17 protein-coding genes are annotated in these 16,675 nt (G+C 38.8%); 4 read left to right on the top strand and 13 right to left on the bottom strand.

Annotation, left to right across the window (positions count from 1 at the left end):
* Positions 1–864 (top strand): metal-dependent hydrolase, encoded by an 864-nt coding sequence (locus BC6307_RS01265; protein WP_066421643.1) that lies wholly within the window; start codon positions 1–3, stop codon positions 862–864.
* A 14-nt stretch (positions 865–878) separates the two neighbouring features.
* Here BC6307_RS01265 and BC6307_RS01260 read toward each other — a convergent pair whose 3' ends face one another.
* Positions 879–1,310: a DUF1801 domain-containing protein gene (locus BC6307_RS01260; protein WP_066421640.1), complete on the bottom strand. Its 432-nt coding sequence runs from the start codon at positions 1,308–1,310 to the stop codon at positions 879–881.
* A gap of 139 nt (positions 1,311–1,449) precedes the next feature.
* Here BC6307_RS01260 and BC6307_RS01255 point away from each other — a divergent pair, with 139 nt between their 5' ends.
* A complete protein-coding gene (locus BC6307_RS01255; protein ID WP_066421638.1) occupies positions 1,450–2,250 on the top strand; it encodes a DUF4397 domain-containing protein in 801 nt (266 codons plus the stop codon).
* Positions 2,243–2,782 (top strand): class F sortase, encoded by a 540-nt coding sequence (locus tag BC6307_RS01250; RefSeq protein WP_066421636.1) that lies wholly within the window; start codon positions 2,243–2,245, stop codon positions 2,780–2,782. The genes BC6307_RS01255 and BC6307_RS01250 overlap by 8 nt, the downstream gene beginning before the upstream one ends.
* A gap of 27 nt (positions 2,783–2,809) precedes the next feature.
* Here the strand turns inward: BC6307_RS01250 and BC6307_RS01245 are convergent, their stop codons facing one another.
* The gene (locus BC6307_RS01245) at positions 2,810–3,244 is read right to left on the bottom strand and encodes a DUF4275 family protein (protein ID WP_328227055.1); all 435 of its coding nucleotides are present in this window, start codon (positions 3,242–3,244) and stop codon (positions 2,810–2,812) included.
* Between the two features lie 388 nt (positions 3,245–3,632).
* On the opposite strand from BC6307_RS01245, the gene BC6307_RS24635 reads away from it, so the two are divergent.
* Positions 3,633–3,800 carry a hypothetical protein gene (locus BC6307_RS24635; protein ID WP_157076722.1) on the top strand — a complete coding sequence of 56 codons (168 nt, stop codon included), beginning with the start codon at positions 3,633–3,635 and terminating at the stop codon, positions 3,798–3,800.
* 51 nt (positions 3,801–3,851) lie between these two features.
* On the opposite strand, the gene BC6307_RS24630 is transcribed toward BC6307_RS24635, so the two are convergent.
* From BC6307_RS24630 to larE, 11 genes are all read right to left on the bottom strand, one after another.
* Positions 3,852–4,007, bottom strand: coding sequence for a hypothetical protein (locus BC6307_RS24630; RefSeq protein WP_157076721.1), 156 nt, complete (start codon positions 4,005–4,007; stop codon positions 3,852–3,854).
* A 25-nt stretch (positions 4,008–4,032) separates the two neighbouring features.
* Positions 4,033–5,259 carry a S1C family serine protease gene (locus BC6307_RS01240; RefSeq protein ID WP_066421624.1) on the bottom strand — a complete coding sequence of 409 codons (1,227 nt, stop codon included), beginning with the start codon at positions 5,257–5,259 and terminating at the stop codon, positions 4,033–4,035.
* A gap of 460 nt (positions 5,260–5,719) precedes the next feature.
* Positions 5,720–7,138 carry a sensor histidine kinase gene (locus tag BC6307_RS01235; RefSeq protein WP_066422003.1) on the bottom strand — a complete coding sequence of 473 codons (1,419 nt, stop codon included), beginning with the start codon at positions 7,136–7,138 and terminating at the stop codon, positions 5,720–5,722.
* The gene (locus tag BC6307_RS01230; RefSeq protein ID WP_066422001.1) at positions 7,135–7,815 is read right to left on the bottom strand and encodes a response regulator transcription factor; all 681 of its coding nucleotides are present in this window, start codon (positions 7,813–7,815) and stop codon (positions 7,135–7,137) included. The genes BC6307_RS01235 and BC6307_RS01230 overlap by 4 nt, the downstream gene beginning before the upstream one ends.
* Positions 7,816–9,093: 1,278 nt before the next feature.
* Positions 9,094–9,756 (bottom strand): fructose-6-phosphate aldolase, encoded by a 663-nt coding sequence (fsa, locus tag BC6307_RS01225; protein ID WP_066420583.1) that lies wholly within the window; start codon positions 9,754–9,756, stop codon positions 9,094–9,096.
* 81 nt (positions 9,757–9,837) lie between these two features.
* Positions 9,838–11,853: a transketolase gene (gene tkt / locus BC6307_RS01220; RefSeq protein ID WP_066420581.1), complete on the bottom strand. Its 2,016-nt coding sequence runs from the start codon at positions 11,851–11,853 to the stop codon at positions 9,838–9,840.
* A gap of 65 nt (positions 11,854–11,918) precedes the next feature.
* Complete coding sequence (gene larC2 / locus BC6307_RS25420; RefSeq protein WP_066420579.1) at positions 11,919–12,395, bottom strand: nickel pincer cofactor biosynthesis protein LarC2; 477 nt, start codon at positions 12,393–12,395, stop codon at positions 11,919–11,921.
* 22 nt (positions 12,396–12,417) lie between these two features.
* Complete coding sequence (gene larC / locus BC6307_RS25415) at positions 12,418–13,404, bottom strand: nickel pincer cofactor biosynthesis protein LarC (protein WP_066420577.1); 987 nt, start codon at positions 13,402–13,404, stop codon at positions 12,418–12,420.
* A complete protein-coding gene (gene larB / locus BC6307_RS01205) occupies positions 13,404–14,159 on the bottom strand; it encodes a nickel pincer cofactor biosynthesis protein LarB (protein ID WP_066420575.1) in 756 nt (251 codons plus the stop codon). The genes larC and larB overlap by 1 nt, the downstream gene beginning before the upstream one ends.
* Before the next feature lie 14 nt (positions 14,160–14,173).
* Entirely contained in the window at positions 14,174–15,649 is a 1,476-nt protein-coding gene (locus tag BC6307_RS01200) for a gluconokinase (protein WP_084380696.1), read from the bottom strand.
* 110 nt (positions 15,650–15,759) lie between these two features.
* The gene (gene larE, locus BC6307_RS01195; RefSeq protein WP_066420571.1) at positions 15,760–16,563 is read right to left on the bottom strand and encodes an ATP-dependent sacrificial sulfur transferase LarE; all 804 of its coding nucleotides are present in this window, start codon (positions 16,561–16,563) and stop codon (positions 15,760–15,762) included.
* Positions 16,564–16,675 lie beyond the last annotated feature (112 nt).

The raw sequence follows: 16,675 nt of genomic DNA, 5'->3' as shown, positions 1-16,675 counted from the left end.
ATGGATACCATTACACATACATTATTCGGATTAACTATATACGGTTCTGTCGATAAAAGACAAGATGATATAAAAACTAAACGAGCTATGTTCGTCACCGCCATTGCCGCGAGTCAAATCCCTGATATTGATGTAATTTCGCAGCTTTGGGATACAGAAGGAATGTATCAATTATGGCATCGTGGCATAACTCACTCGCTCTTTTTAGTACCGGTATGGGCACTTCTATTCTTTTTATTAAGCATGATTTACTTAAAAAGAAAAGATTGGCGTTTCTTTTATGTTTCCCTCCTTGCTGTGTTTATACATAATACGAGTGATTTATTTAATGCTTGGGGGACAGGCTATTTAGAACCTTTTTCCAGTATCCGAATTACGTTTGGAACGATTCCAATTGTAGATTTAGTTATTTGGTTCATTATTGGGGTTAGTTTTTTCTCTAGACGATATTGGAAGTACAATCGTCATCAACTATATCGTCTCGTTTGGGTGCTCATTATTCTACACGTTACGGTTCAATCAGCACAAGGCTTTGCTCTTTATCAAAAATATAAAGACGATTATGATCAAATTGCTCTGTCCGCAAGCTTTTTACCTTGGCATTATTCTTTAATTGGTAAGCAAGATGATACCGTCGTAATTAAAGATGTTAGTTTATTTACAGAGCCAACTTTACAGTACTCTTTACAGTCAGAAGAAGAGGCTGATTTAAATACGCTTTTCTCCGAAGTTCCAGAAGCAAGAACGTTGTATGAATGGTCGCCATTTGTCGTTATTGTTGATGATGACGAGCGACTTGGTATATATGACCCTCGCTTTTATCGGAATGGACAATCCTTTTTATTCGAGTATATGGAAAAGTAGCTTAAACTTCTAAGCTACTTTTCGTCTTGTGGCGGATATGTTTTTCTTAAAAATTGTATTGACTGCGTAATTAATGCTTTTAATACATCTACATCGATGTCGTTCACTTTATTAACATACACACAAGCCTTCCCTGCTTTATGCTTACCAAAGTTTTTTAGAAGCTCTTCTCGCTCTGTGTCTCCTGTTGCAAAATAAAGACTAAAATTCGCTTTCCGCGGTGAAAAACCAACGAGCGGTGCATCTCCTTCATGACCTGAATTATATTTATAATGATAAGAGCCAAATCCAATAATGGACGCTCCCCACATTTTCGCTTCATAGCCAGACGTTTCTGTAAAGATGTCCAATAGTTTGTATGCATCCTCGCGCTTTTTCACATTTTCAACACTTTCAATAAATTCAATTACACTTGAATCTGTTTCCTTCGTTTTTAACTCGTACATATTTCCCCTCCATTCTTCTTTTCTAACCTTTCTATATGAACGTGAGATTTCCTTCTTATTATGAAATATTACCCTCCATTATGAATACTCTTCAAATATTTTACAAATGTTAATGGTAGATTTTGAAGGAGGTTTATATATGAAAAGAAAACTGTTTGCTTTTTTCACGTTGGTGCCACTACTATTATTTGCACTCTACATCCCATCTGCGCACGGAGAAGCAACGGACGGCACTTCTATGATTCGAGCTCTTCACGCTGTGCCAGATGCTCCTGCTGTTGATATTTATTTAGATGGAGAACTAATTGCAGAAGGGATTCATTTTAAAGATGCTTCTGAGTACATAAATGTGAATGAAGGTAATTACACAGTAGAAATTTATGAAACAGGTACGAAAGGTGAGAACGATGCACTTGCAGATACGACACTTTCCATTCGTGCTAACGAAGTTTACACACTAATAGTGGCCAATAGAATTGAAAACATCGATGTGAAATTAGTAGAAAATGCAATGGATGTACCACTAGGTCAAACGATGGTACGTATTGGACATCTATCTCCTGACACACCAACCGCTGATTTCGCTATTATGAATGACGCGATTCTATTTAGCGATGTTTCCTATGGGGATATTACTGATTATGAAATTCTCGATGCAGGGGAATACGGAATTCAACTTCGTGGAGAAAATAGCAATGTTGATTTAGCCAATGTAGAATTGAAGCAAAATAATATTTATACGGTGTATGCTTTTAATACAGAAGATGATTTAGAGCCAATCGTTTTAGTTGATTACACGATGCTACCAGGTAGCCTACCGAAGACGGGACTTGGAGGAACGGAACAACCTGCACCAAATGTTCTACCTCTTTTAATTGGACTTGGAAGCATGCTTATATGGTCATTGTTTACGTTATTTAGAAGAAAGAAAAATGCGTAAGTTATTCTTTTTATCTGTTCTATTTTTGTTGAGCGGTAATCTAGTTTCTGCTGAGGTTCATTCGCTTAAAGAAGCAAAGCCTGTGCAAATCGTGATTCCTGCTATTGATGTGGCGGCATCCATTTACCCTTCCCATTTAAATGAAAACGGGGTTATGAATATAACCGATCAAACAGAGGAAGTAGCTTGGTTTGCTGATGGCGTTTCCCCTGGTGAGCCTGGTAATGCTGTTTTAGCTGGCCATGTGGACGGTTATGTTGGTCCTGCTATTTTTTACAACTTAAAAAAGCTTCAGCAAGGAGATTTTGTTTCCATTATAGATGAAAACGGGCATAAGCTAGTTTTCGTTGTGATCAAAAAAGAAACATTTCCTTATCAAGATGCACCACTGCAGCAAGTGTTTGGGCCAACTAATAAAAGAAGACTCAATTTAGTCACTTGCACAGGAACATGGAATCGCAAAATAAGAACACATATGGAACGACTAGTCGTTTTTACAGAGTTTGTTTATAAGATTGAGGCGCGGCAATAGAATTAAAAACAGTGAAAACGCTCGGATTTATTTTGAGCGTTTTTTACTTTTCCGAGATGCATTAATAAAATATGGTCCACATTCACTTTCGTGCGTCATTATAAATGTCCACTGACCATTCCAATCCATTACGTACATATCCCCATAATACATGTGAAATTGGTCATGGGGTAAATCTTTAACAGATAAGTTTTTAGCGTTATCAATGAGATAAGCCTCTTCCGTATGTTCATAAAATATCGTACACTTCATTTTTTCCTGTCTCTCAAACATCTTGATTGCGTCGTGTTTTTCATAACAATCTACTTTCTCCCAGCTACATAAATGCCATAAAAAAGATTTAAAATAGATTGCTTCTTTTTCAACCGTTGATAAATGACTAGCGAATGATGCTTCCCATTTACCGCGTAAATAACGTCCCCATTTAGGAATTTCATAAAATTTTATCGTACTCTTACTCAATTGTTTTTTCTCCCTCATTGTAAGATTCTTGCTATAAAAATATTTTAACACGCGCCCCAAAAACTACTAGAATAAATCCGTTTAGCATAAGGAACGGATTGTTCTCAATCAAACGTTTGTTTGACACGATAAAGGTAACTGTTACCATGCGAGAACCCGTCACATCACCTACTCTTTTCACATAAAATACATCGTAAAACTGTTTACAAAATTTTTTTAATAATTTGTAACTTAATGAATTGGTTTACGTATTATAATAGAGTTGGATATTTTAAGTGAAAACTAGTTAAGAAGACTCATTTCTTATCTTTTATGTATATAAATCTATGAAAATGGAAAAATAATAATAATACTACTAATCATTAAGGAAAGATGGCGGTGAGATAAGATGATAATTTCTAGAAAATACTTTTTGACAGACTATGAACGAGAAAGCGTAGAACAAACTTTAGTAGATTACGGATTTCATTTAGAAGAAGATTTGTTACCTCTAGATGATGACCAAATTATTCATCTATATCAAAAAGTACAAATGGATCAATTAATATCAAAATAAAAAACGGCCAAATGTGATGGCCGTTTTTTTATGTTTATGTTTGTAGCTTATTTATAATGAAATTTGTAAGTCTAATTCTTTTATTAAACTTATCCGTGGTTTACATACTTCTACTTTAAACCCTTTTTTACTATATTTCTCGGCAATTTTTCGAACATCTAAACATTTGGCTAATGGCTTCTTAACTTGCTCTTCTTTATTTTCCATCTTACCGCCTCAATTCGTTTTTTAATTAAAATACTTGTTCGATTAACGTCATTTCCGTTTCTTGTAACTTACCGTCTCGATAATACGTGACTTTCATCGTATCTCCGACATTTTTGCTGTTATATAAGTATTTTCGTAGTTCTAATGTGCCTTTTATTTCGGTATCGTCTAATTTTACGATAACGTCGTATTGCTTTAACCCTGCATTAAAGGCTGGTGATTGCTGCTCTACACCTGTCACGACAATACCGTGTGTTACTTCTTCTGGAAGTTTCAATGTATTTCTTTGATGTTCTAGTGAAATATCAGAAAGGGACATTAACCCTATACCCATAAATGGTCTTTTTACTTCATTATGCATTTCTAAATCTTCAATGATTGGTTTTGCCGTATTGATTGGAATCGCAAACCCGATACCTTCTGCTTGTGACTGAGCAATTTTCATGGAATTAATTCCGATGACTTCACCTCGTAAGTTTACTAGTGCGCCACCGCTATTACCTGGGTTAATGGCTGCATCTGTTTGAATAACATCTGCCTCCCATTGTGGTTGGCCACTTCTATCATAAAGCACTGGTATCGTTCTTTCCGTACCACTCACAATCCCTTGTGTAACGGACCCGAAAAACTCTAATCCTAGTGGGTTACCAATTGCAATAACTGGCTCACCAAGCGTAATCGTATCGGAGTCACCAAAAACCGCAACTTGAGATACATGCTCTTCTTCTATCGTTAACACTGCTAAATCTGTTAAACTGTCACTACCTAACAAAGTTGCTTCCACTCTCGTACCGTTGGATAAGCTTACTTCAATTTTTGATGCTTTATCGATTACGTGATGGTTTGTAACGATATACGCTTTGCCGTTTTCTTTTTTATACACAACACCCGATCCAGTTCCTGCTTCTGTCGCACCTGGTGGACTAAAGATGGAACCTCCACCTTGTTGAATATTTACAACCCCCACTACAGCGTCACTTACTTTCCCAACTGCGTCTGTTACTTCTGTTTGGATTTGTTTAAATTCTATTTGTTCACTTGGGATCGTTGTTGTCGTTGCTACACTTTCCTGGGCTGATGCTTGATTGTCTGGTTGCATATAGGCACCCCAGTCGAGCAAAATTGGAAGCATCGCCACGACGATTAACGCTCCAACAATTCCACCGGAGATAGCAGCTATAAAAATTTTGCCGCTTCCCCCTCGCTCTTTTTTCATCTTTTCTGATCTCATATGATCATCGTAATAACCCATTGTAACTCACCTCATCGTGCTAATTGTTTTTATCTTCATCTCTATACTATTATTTAACCTTATTAAGTTAAAATTAACCTTAAAGTAAAATGAGATTTTGATTAAAAATGCTATTTGGGTGCGTTTGAAGGACATAAGAGTTTATGTGTTTACCTTGAAATAGGATAGTGGTTTTCATTTAGTTCGTTTCACTTCGCTGCAGACACTTGCTTTCCGCGGGGAGGGATTCGAGCCTCCTCGGCTGCGCCTGTGGGGTCTCGACCTTCCCTCTACATCCCGCAGGAGTCAAGTGTCTTCCGCTACGTTCCACTTACGGTTCTAAACTCATAAAGCCAGTCTAAGCTTAATATAAAAACTATCCGTTAGTTATTTTTCAAGCTCCATGGTGCAAAACTTTATTACCACATGGGGCATTGGCTGCCTTCTGCTTATTTAAACGCAACAACGAATTATTCATTCGTTAGATTACGTTTGGGATGGTGACGATTACTTCTGTCCATTGTTCTTCTTTGCTTTCGGCTTTTATGTTCCCTTTATAATGGGAGACGATTCGTTGTGCGATGGATAGTCCAAGACCGTGGCCACCTTTTGCTCTACTTCTTGCCTTATCTACACGATAAAAACGATCAAATATTTTTTCAATATCTTCTTTCGGTATTCCGATTCCATAATCCTTTATACGAAAGACCCATTCCTTCGACATTTCGTTCGTTTCCGCTGTAATCTCTAACAACTTTTTGTCTTGTGAATATTTAATGCCGTTATCCATTAAAATCATGAGCAATTGTTCTAAATGGCGCTCTGCAACACGAAGGCTATTGTTTTTCTTATCTTTTACTAAATTATGAAACACAAATTTAAAGTCTGGATGAACTAATTCAAAGTTAGCAATTGTCTTTTCGATAACCGTAACAGGATCTATTTCCTCTTCACCTATTTCAAACTGATCCGATTCTAGCCTTGTAAGCTCTAAAAGTTCCAATACTAGCTTTCTTAATCTCTCTACTTCTTGTTGGGAAGCTTTTAATGATTCCTCTAACACTTCAGGGTCTTTTTTCCCCCAGCGATTTAATAGCGATAAGTGCCCCTCTAAAATTGCGATTGGTGTTCGTAATTCATGGGATGCATCTTCCACGAATTGCTTTTGCTTTTGGAAAGATAATTCTACGTCATCCATCATTTCGTTAAACATTCGCGATAAGTCTGCCACTTCGTCCTTTTGGTTAGCATCTAACGGTACCCGTTCTTTTAGACCGCGCATTTTTATTCTTTTCATCGTTTCTGTCAACGCTGCTATTGGTCGTAACAACTGTTTTGCGATAATCATTCCACCTAATCCACTAAGGAGGATTGCACCCATTCCTGCCGAAAAGGTAACTAAAAAGATTAAACCTCTTAGTCGTTCATACGTTTTTAAATCACGAATTACCTCTACATACCCAACAAAACCAGGTGTAATAAGCGGTCTGCGATAAATTAATATATGCTTTCCATCTATTAAAACTAACTCTAAATCTCCACTCTCAATGGGACTCACAATAATTTCTTCTGAAAAATTGTTGGCAACTCCAACGATTAAGTTGCCGTTGCGATCCATAATTCGAATTAATTCATCTGCTTCTACGATATTTTCTAAAAAGCGACTACTATTAATAATGGAATTCCGGTCTATTAAATGAGAAGGATCTGCAAAGAAGTTTTGGACCTCATTCATCTTTTCTTTTATGTGACGTTCTTCTTGATCCATCATCCAACTATTTAACACGTAATATTGTAATGAGTTGTATGTAGCGAACAAACCGAATAATACGATAGAAGACCATAGTGCTAGCTTCCATCTAATCGGTAAATGTCCGTAAAACCTTTTTATCCCATTCATTCTCGCATCACATATCCAGTCCCACGCACAGTTAGAATATAGCTATCTTGTTTTGGTTTATCTAATTTATTGCGCAGATATCTAATATACACATCTACTACATTTGTCTCGGCATACGAGCCAAGGCCCCAGATTTTATCTAATAGTAGTTCACGTGTTAACACTCGGTTTTTATTACTCATCAGCGTGACTAATAAATCGAATTCCCTTTTCGTTAGCTCAATTTCCTCGTTAGCGCGGAAAACCGTTCTGGCACTCTTGTCGATAACTAAATCTTTAAAGGAAAGTTTATCTTCTTCGCCTTCATGTGAGCGATTTTCTGTTCTTCTTTTTAACGCGCGAATGCGAGCTAGTAACTCTTCAATCGCAAACGGCTTAGACATGTAATCATCGGCTCCACTATCAAGACCAGAAACTTTATCCATGACGCTATCTCGCGCTGTTAACATAATAATCGGTGTATCCTTTACTGCACGAATTCTCCGGCAAATTTCCATCCCACTAAGGCCGGGAAGCATTAAATCTAAAAGAATAACATCCCACTCTTCGTCAAGCGCAAGTGCAAGTCCTTCCCTACCTTCAAAGGCAGTTGTTACGTCAAAGCCCTCATATTGAAGCTCTAATTCTACAAACCGCGCTAAGTTTTTTTCATCTTCTATTAATAACACTTTATTCATATGAAACACCTCAATGGTATTACTTATCTATCTTTAGTTTAGTCAACTTGCTTCTATTTTATCTTACAGGAAAAAAAGATGTAAAACATGAGAATTGGATTAGAATTGTGGGGTGTTTGGTGGTTCTGTAATGATCGGTACATCGTTTTCCGGCTTTAACGGAGGAGAGGGACACATAAATGGATTTATAACCCACATAAATCTGTGGTTGTCCCACATAAATTGGTTCATCTCCCACATTAACCGCGTACGGGCTCATTTAACAGACACGTGGGACACATAAATTAATTTATAACCCACATAAATCAGTGGTTGTCCCACATAATTTGTTTCATCTCCCACATTAACCGCTACAGACTCATTTAACAGACACGTGGGACACATAAAGTAATTTATAGCCCACATAAATCAGTGGTTGTCCCACATAAAACGTTTCGTCACCCACATTAACCGCGTACGGGCTCATTTAACAGACACGTGGGACACATAAATTAATTTATAACCCACATAAATCAGTGGTTGTCCCACATAAAACGTTTCGTCACCCACATTAACCGAGTACGGACTCATTTAACGGACACATAGTACACATAAATTGGTTCATAACCCACATAAAACAGTGGTTGTCCCACATAATTTGTTTCATCTCCCACATTAACCGCTACAGACTCATTTAACAGACACGAGGGACACATAAATTAATTTATAACCCACATAAATCAGTGGTTGTCCCACATAAAACGTTTCGTCACCCACATTAACCGAGTACGGACTCATTTAACGGACACGTGGGACACATAAATTAATTTTTAACCCACATAAATCAGTCGTTGTCCCACATAAAACGTTTCGTCACCCACATTAACCGAGTACGGACTCATTTAACGGACACATAGTACACATAAATTGGTTCATAACCCACATAAAACAGTGGTTGTCCCACATAATTTGTTTCATCTCCCACATTAACCGCTACAGACTCATTTAACAGACACGTGGGACACATAAATTAATTTATTACCCACATAAATCAGTGGTTGTCCCACATACATTGGTTCATCTCCCAGATTAACCGAGGGTAGGCTCATTTTACGGTTACGCGGGACACATAAATGGATTCATATACACCACATAAATCGAGGTGGTTACATCTATTCGAAGAGAAAATGGAAGGTTTTAACCTTAATATAGCTAAAAATAAGTACGTTCTACTTTAATACTAGTTAAAACAAAAAAAGACCACACTTCCCATCAGAAGTGTAGCCTCAATGTCATTTATTAAAATGTTGTTTTCCAGTCAGCAGCGAATTTTTCTAAGCCTTGGTCTGTTAATGGGTGCTTAGAAAGTTGCTCGATTACGTTGTAAGGAATTGTTGCAATGTGTGCTCCAGCTAGTGCTACGCGAGTAACGTGGTCTGGGTGGCGAACGGATGCAGCGATGATTTGTGCATCTAAGTTATGAACACGGAATAATTCCGCAATTTTTTCTACTAATAGTACGCCATCTTGAGAAATATCGTCTAAACGACCTAAGAATGGAGAAACGTATGTTGCACCTGCACGAGCAGCTAATAATGCTTGGTTTACTGTGAAGATTAACGTTACGTTTGTTTTTACACCTTTTTTCGCTAAGTAACGAGTCGCTTCTAAACCAGCTAACGTCATTGGCAATTTGATTGTGATTTTGTCATCGCCACCGTTAATTTTTAAAAGCTCTTCTGCTTCTGCGATCATTTCTTCTGCAGTTACTGCATTTGGGCTTACTTCTGCAGATACAGATTCTACTTCCGGTACTGCTTGTAGGATTTCTTCAATACGGTCTTCAAATTTTACGCCTTCTTTTGCTACTAACGAAGGGTTCGTTGTAACTCCAGAAAGAACACCCATTTTGTACGCTTTTTTAATATCTTCTAAGTTAGCTGTATCGATAAAAAATTTCATGTTTATTTCCCTCCACAATTTTTATATTAGGAAGCCTGGCACCATCGTTTATACGGTGCCCGGCCATCTCATTTACTATAATTAGTTATTTAATAATTGTTTAAAGTTGTTCACTACGTTTTCTACCGTGAATCCGTACTCTTCTAGTAGTTTGCTAGCAGGTGCAGATCCTCCGAATTGGTCGATACCTAGTACTTTCCCTTCGTCGCCAACGTACTCTCTCCAACCAATTGTAGAGCCCATTTCGATTGCAAGACGTGCTTTTACGTTTTTCGGTAAAACTGTCGCTTTGTATTCTGCTGATTGTTTTTCGAAACGATCCCAGCTTGGCATACTTACGACAGATACGGAAATACCTTCTGCTTCAAGTGCTTTTTGTGCTTCCATTGCTAGAGCAACTTCAGAACCTGTTGCAAGTAATAAACCACTTACTTCACCGTTCGCAGGAGAAACTACGTATGCACCGTTACTTACACCGTTATATACTTCTTCTTGGCTTACACTTAAAGTAGGTAACCCTTGACGAGTTAATACAAGTGCAGTTGGAGTGTCTGTGCTTTCAATAGCCAATCTCCATGCTGCTACTGTTTCTTTTGCGTCAGCTGGACGAATGACAGAAACTCCAGGCATTGCACGTAGCGCTGCTAAATGTTCTACAGGCTCATGAGTTGGTCCATCTTCTCCAACAGCGATACTGTCATGTGTGAACACATACGTTACTGGTAGTTTCATAAGTGCTGCTAGACGAATTGCTGGACGTAAGTAGTCAGAGAATACAAAGAATGTTGCACCGAATACTTTTACTCCACCGTGAAGTGCCATACCGTTCATTGCTGCACCCATTGCGAATTCTCTTACACCGAACCAGATGTTACGAGCTTCGTAGCCGTCCATCGCGTAGTTTTTCTCAAAAGTTAAATGTGTTTTATTTGATCCAGCTAAGTCAGCTGATCCACCGATTAGTTGTGGAATTGCTTTAGCTGCTGCATTTAATGCTTTTCCAGAAGAATCACGTGTTGCCAATCCTTCACCGTCTGCGAATGCAGGTAATGTTTCTTCCCAACCAGCTGGAAGCTCTCCATTGATTGCTGCTACTAATTGTTGAGCTAACTCAGGGTGAGCTGCTTTATAGCTTTCAAACAATTCGTTCCAAGCTGCTTCTTTTTGTTTACCTTCTTCAGCAAGCTGTTGGTAATGCTCTCTTACTGCAGCTGGTACGTAAAATGGCTCGTCGCTTTCCCAACCGTAAGATGCTTTCGTTAGGGCGATTTCTTCTTTCCCTAGTGGCGCACCGTGAGAAGCTGATTTACCAGATTTGTTTGGTGAACCGTATCCGATAACTGTTTTAATTTCAATTAAAGTAGGACGATCCGTGTCAGACTTCGCTTCTTGTAACGCTTTTTGAATTGTGTCGATGTCTGTACCGTCTTCTACACGAATTACTTGCCAGCCGTAAGCTTTGAAACGATCTTCTACATTTTCAGAGAATGATAGGTGTAGGTCACCGTCTAAAGAAATATCGTTAGAATCATACATAACTACTAATCTACCAAGTTTTAAGTGACCAGCTAAAGAAGCCGCTTCTGCAGAAACACCTTCCATTAAGTCGCCGTCACCACAAATGCTATACGTAAAGTGATCTACTACGTTATAACCTTCTTTGTTATATGTAGCTGCTAAATGTCTCTCAGCCATCGCCATTCCAACAGCCATTGCAATTCCTTGTCCAAGTGGACCTGTTGTTGCTTCTACTCCAGGAGTGTGACCAAATTCAGGGTGACCAGGTGTTTTACTGCCCCACTGACGGAAGTTTTTAAGATCTTCCATGGAAACATCGTAGTTGAATAAATGTAATAAGCTGTATAAAAGCATAGAACCGTGACCTGCTGATAAAACGAAGCGGTCTCTGTTAAACCAACTTGGGTTATATGGGTTATGGTTCATTTCTTTTGCCCAAAGTGCGTAAGCCATAGGTGCTGCACCCATTGGCATTCCTGGGTGACCTGAGTTTGCTTTTTCAATTGCGTCGATTGATAATGTACGAATCGTATTTATTGCTACTTGTTCGATTTGTGTTTGCTTATCTGTTGTTGTCATACATCAACACTCCTATTCTATAAAAATAGTTTTTTAATTTATGTCAACCTAAACCGTTTTGCGATTTAGGTAGAGCTTTCCATTGTTTTCCAAACTTCTTCGTATACTGTTTTTAACGGAACACCATGTTGCTGAGCTATTTTTTTACACTCATCAAACTCTGGTGCTTTTTGAACAGCATTTTGTTCTAACATTCCTACCTTTACTGTAACTGGTCCCCATTTCGTTTCTACTTTCGTAAAACGCCTTTCGAGACGGTGGACAGATAATGGGTAGTATCGAACACCGAGAGTTGTTGTTTCTTTAAACAATATTTCCTTCATTGCCGCTACCTTCTGTTCGGAACAGAGGAGCTGTAGCTGTACGGCGGGACGATTCTTTTTCATGTAAATAGGGGTATAGTATACATCATTTGCCCCTGCTTCGAAAAGTAAGTCCATCACATAACCTAGCAGCTCTCCGGAAATATCGTCCAAATTCACTTCCATTTTTACCATCTCGGAATCGATATGTTCTTTATTTGGTGGTAACGAATTAGTCATTGCACACACACCTTTATGACGGCTATTCTCCTATTAACACTCGCAGAACGTTCGGATGGTCCTTAAACGTTTTTGTACCTGCACCATACCCAATTTTTTCGACTTTCATCGATGGAATCGAGCAAAACTCTTCCGCCAGCACAGCTACAATTGCTGCACCGGTTGGAGTGGTCAGTTCAAATCGAACGTCCGATTGTTCTAACTGGACTCCGCGTAAAATTTCTAACGTTGCCGGTGCTGGCACTGGATAAATTCCGTGGTCGATACGAATCTTTCCTTTGCCAACCGGAACTGGGGACGATTTTACGACGTCAACTCCTAGCTGATGGATTAGTATCGCTGCACCAATAATATCGACAATTGAATCTACCGCTCCAACTTCATGGAAGTGTACTTTATCTAAAGGCATTCCATGAATAAGCCCTTCCGCTTCGCCAATTTTACGAAAAATACGTTGTGCCGTTTCTTTCACATCATCTTCTAACTCAGACTGTTCAATCATCTCGACAATATCTTTGTAAGAACGATGATGGTGGTGGTGATCGTGGCTGTGACCGTGATCATGACTGTGGTCGTGTACATGCCCGTGGTCGTGTACATGCCCGTGATCGTGATCGTGACTGTGACCGTGCGAATGACCGTGATCGTGATCATGACTGTGATCGTGCGAATGACCGTGATCATGGTCGTGCGAATGACTATGAGCGTGTGCATGTGCATGGCTATGTCCGTGGTCGTGTTCATGTGTGTGATCGTTTCCATGACTATGTTCATGATGCGAATGGGAATGACTATGATAATTGCCTTCATTCAATAACACAACATCAAACTTTGTACTCGTAATTCCGTTTTTTACAACTTTTGTCCACTTCAGTTCGTACTCATCATCGATTTTTAATTTTTTCAGTTGTTGTACGAGATGGTTTGGATCTGCTCCAGCATCAATAAGAGCGCCAATAACCATATCTCCACTTATACCAGAAAAACAGTCAAAATAAAGAGTTTTCATTATTCACTTTTCTCCTTTTGTGCGAGTTGATGAATTAAAACAGCGTTGTATCCTCCACCGAAGCCGTTATCGATATTCACAACACTAATTCCGGATGCACAAGAGTTTAACATCGTTAATAGTGCAGATAATCCTTGAAAGTTTGCTCCGTAACCGATGCTTGTCGGAACTGCTATAACTGGATGGGATACGAGGCCACCTACGACACTCGGGAGCGCTCCTTCCATTCCAGCTACGACTACCGATACGGTTGCGTTTTGAATCTCTTCCGCATGACTTAACAATCGATGAATACCAGCCACTCCTACATCATAAATACGATGTACTTTACTGCCAAGCACTTCTGCCGTTATTGCCGCTTCTTCCGCCACTCTTAAATCAGACGTGCCTGCCGCTACAACCGCGATGTATCCTTCATTGTTACGAAGCGGTGCCTTTTCATCCTTCCAATAAAGGATTTGAGCTACTTCTGCATACGTGAATTGTGGAAGAACAGCCTTTACTAATTCTGCTTTATCCTTCGAAATTCTCGTTACTAACACTTGATTGTTTTTCTCGCGTAAAGCTTTAGCGATGGAAATGATTTGTTCCGCTGTTTTGCCTTCACCGAAAACAACTTCTGGTATGCCTTGTCTTTTTTTACGATGATGGTCCACTTTCGCAAACCCTAAGTTTTCAAACGTAGCTAGCTTTTCTTTCGCTTGCTCTATTGTGATCGAACCTTCTTGTACTTCTTTTAAAATTTCTTCTAGCATAGGAGTCTTCCTCCCTAGTTAAAATGCTTTACCATATCTTTTGCAAGTTTTTCGTAATCTTTATACAGCTGTTTATAAAGTTTACTTGTTTGCTCATCTGGTTTTACTGGTGCACTCATTGGAATGTTTTCTTTAATTTCCTCAAATGAGTTTACTTTCCCTATTCCAACTAAGCCTGTCCACGCTGCACCCCAAGCGGCACTATGGTGACTTTCTGGAACATATATTTCTGCATTAAATACATTCGCCATCATGCTTAACCATAATGGAGATCTAGCAAGACCACCGTTTACATAAATCTTCTCTGATTCACCAGCAAGTCTTTCTAAAGCATTCCCTATTTGGTATAGATTAAAAGTAATTCCTTCTAAAACTGCACGAATGAAATGCTCTCTTTTATGCGTTAATGTTACTCCATGAAAGCTACCTTTCGCTTTTTGGTTCCAGATTGGAGCTCTTTCGCCATTTACGTACGGTAAGAAAATAAGGCCGTCTGCACCAGGAGCAACTTTTTCTGCTTCTGCAAGTAACTCTTCAAAGCTTCCTTCAAAGTTTAATAGGTCTTTTGCCCATTGTAAAGCAATGCCACCATTATTGGTAGGACCTCCTATAATGGCAGTGTCCGCAGTAAAGGAGTAACAGAAAGTTTCTCTTTCCTCACTAACCTTCACACCTTTTGTTAACTGACGAATTGCACCGCTTGTCCCAACAGAAACAGCTACTTCACCAGGGAGGATTGCACCTATTCCTAAGTTTGCGAGCTGTCCATCTGCTGAACCGATGACAAATGGAAGGTCACGATTGATTCCCATTTCGGCTGCAACTCTTTCATCTATTTCTGTAAAAATTGTCGTTGGTGCAACAATTTCAGATAGTTGGTTTTCTTCAACGTTTGTAAGCTCTAGTAAACTTTTTTCCCAACTTAAAGTTGCTGGGTTAAAAAGACCTGTTGCTGAAGCCATCGAATAGTCAATTACTCGTTTGTTAAACCAACGGTAGAAAACATATTCTTTTACTGACATAAAGTAAGCAGCGTTTCTATATGGCTCATACTCGTTTTCTTTCATCCAAAGCAATTTGTTTAGAGGCGTCATTGGGTGAATTGGCGTACCTGTCTTTTTGTACACTTCCTCTCCCATCTTTTCATCTAAACGTTGTGCTTGTCCGTCACTTCTACCGTCTGCCCATATAAGTGCTGGGGAAATAGCTTTTCCATCTTCTCCTACGCAAAGAATCGAATGCATAGCTGCGGAAAAACCTATCGTTAATAATTCATCTTTAGTGATAGAAGCTTCTTCCATTACTTCTTTAATTGCTACTACTGCTGCTCGTTCAATCTCTACTGGGTCTTGTTCAACCCATCCTTGTTTCGGATAGTGGAACGTGTTCATTTTCTCCACTTCAGCCACTAGTTTTCCATTTAAATGAAAAACACAAGCCTTTACACTTGTTGTTCCGATATCAAGACCGATGACGAATTCTCTAGACACGATGCATCTTCCTAACATTTTTTATTACAGACTTTAAGCTGTTATCATCACGATTATTTTATACTTTCTCCCTAGTTTAGAAAAGGCTTTGGATTCCAAAGCCTTTTATTTTAAAGCGATAACACTTTATTCATACTACCACTTTGATAGCCAACTAAGTCTAGTGTAATGTATTTATAACCGAATTGTTGTAATTGCTTTGAAATCGTTTCGTGCTTTTGTAAAACAATCGGCATATCGTTCGGTTCTACTTCTATTCTTGCAATTTCTTCATGTGTACGAACACGAACTTGGCGAATACCTAAGCTTTTTAAATAAGCTTCGGCTTTTTCTACTTTTGTTAGCTTTTCTTGCGTAATATATTCTCCATAAGCAATTCGAGAAGAAAGACATGCAAACGAAGGTTTATTCCATGTTGGTAGGTCTTTTTCTTTTGAAAGCTCTCTTATTTCTTCCTTATATAAGTCAGCTTCTAACAATGGACCTCGAATTCCTTTTTCTTTTGCCGCCTTCATACCGGGACGGTGTTCATTTTTATCGTCCGCTATGACACCGTAAACGATATTTGTGAACCCCTTCTCTTCTAAAACAGGCAGTATATGGTCGAATAAACTACTTTTGCAAAAATAACATCTGTTTTGCGTGTTTTCTGCGTAGCCTGGAATTGCTAACTCTGATGTTTCGATTACTTGATGCTCTACACCTATTCGACTAGCCAATGCTCGCGCTTCTTCTAGTTCACTAGATGGATATGTTTCAGAATCCGCTGTCACTGCTAATACTCTATCTTTTCCTAACGTATCAACCGCAACTTTTAATAGAAACGTACTATCCACTCCACCAGAAAATGCTACAACGACGCTTCCCATTTCTCGGAGAATAGACTGTAATGTGTCATATTTCTCAGTTAGCATTCTCCACTCTCCCTTCTAATTAGAAAACTTTCGCACCAAAAAAATTAAAGGCGTCTATCGTTTCTAATAGTAGATGTTAGCTACTTACATTTTCAAATGTTTTTTCTATCTA

Source organism: Sutcliffiella cohnii, assembly GCF_002250055.1.
Lineage (GTDB): Bacteria > Bacillota > Bacilli > Bacillales > Bacillaceae_I > Sutcliffiella > Sutcliffiella cohnii.
This window is presented reverse-complemented; position numbering and strand designations above follow the sequence as displayed.

Coding starts and splice junctions, on each gene's coding strand:
- BC6307_RS01265 (WP_066421643.1), top strand. CDS start 1: ATGGATACCATTACACATACATTATTCGGATTAACTATATACGGTTCT.
- BC6307_RS01260 (WP_066421640.1), bottom strand. CDS start 1,310: ATGTACGAGTTAAAAACGAAGGAAACAGATTCAAGTGTAATTGAATTT.
- BC6307_RS01255 (WP_066421638.1), top strand. CDS start 1,450: ATGAAAAGAAAACTGTTTGCTTTTTTCACGTTGGTGCCACTACTATTA.
- BC6307_RS01250 (WP_066421636.1), top strand. CDS start 2,243: ATGCGTAAGTTATTCTTTTTATCTGTTCTATTTTTGTTGAGCGGTAAT.
- BC6307_RS24635 (WP_157076722.1), top strand. CDS start 3,633: ATGATAATTTCTAGAAAATACTTTTTGACAGACTATGAACGAGAAAGC.
- BC6307_RS24630 (WP_157076721.1), bottom strand. CDS start 4,007: ATGGAAAATAAAGAAGAGCAAGTTAAGAAGCCATTAGCCAAATGTTTA.
- BC6307_RS01240 (WP_066421624.1), bottom strand. CDS start 5,259: ATGGGTTATTACGATGATCATATGAGATCAGAAAAGATGAAAAAAGAG.
- BC6307_RS01235 (WP_066422003.1), bottom strand. CDS start 7,138: ATGAATGGGATAAAAAGGTTTTACGGACATTTACCGATTAGATGGAAG.
- BC6307_RS01230 (WP_066422001.1), bottom strand. CDS start 7,815: ATGAATAAAGTGTTATTAATAGAAGATGAAAAAAACTTAGCGCGGTTT.
- fsa (WP_066420583.1), bottom strand. CDS start 9,756: ATGAAATTTTTTATCGATACAGCTAACTTAGAAGATATTAAAAAAGCG.
- tkt (WP_066420581.1), bottom strand. CDS start 11,853: ATGACAACAACAGATAAGCAAACACAAATCGAACAAGTAGCAATAAAT.
- larC2 (WP_066420579.1), bottom strand. CDS start 12,395: ATGACTAATTCGTTACCACCAAATAAAGAACATATCGATTCCGAGATG.
- larC (WP_066420577.1), bottom strand. CDS start 13,404: ATGAAAACTCTTTATTTTGACTGTTTTTCTGGTATAAGTGGAGATATG.
- larB (WP_066420575.1), bottom strand. CDS start 14,159: ATGCTAGAAGAAATTTTAAAAGAAGTACAAGAAGGTTCGATCACAATA.
- larE (WP_066420571.1), bottom strand. CDS start 16,563: ATGCTAACTGAGAAATATGACACATTACAGTCTATTCTCCGAGAAATG.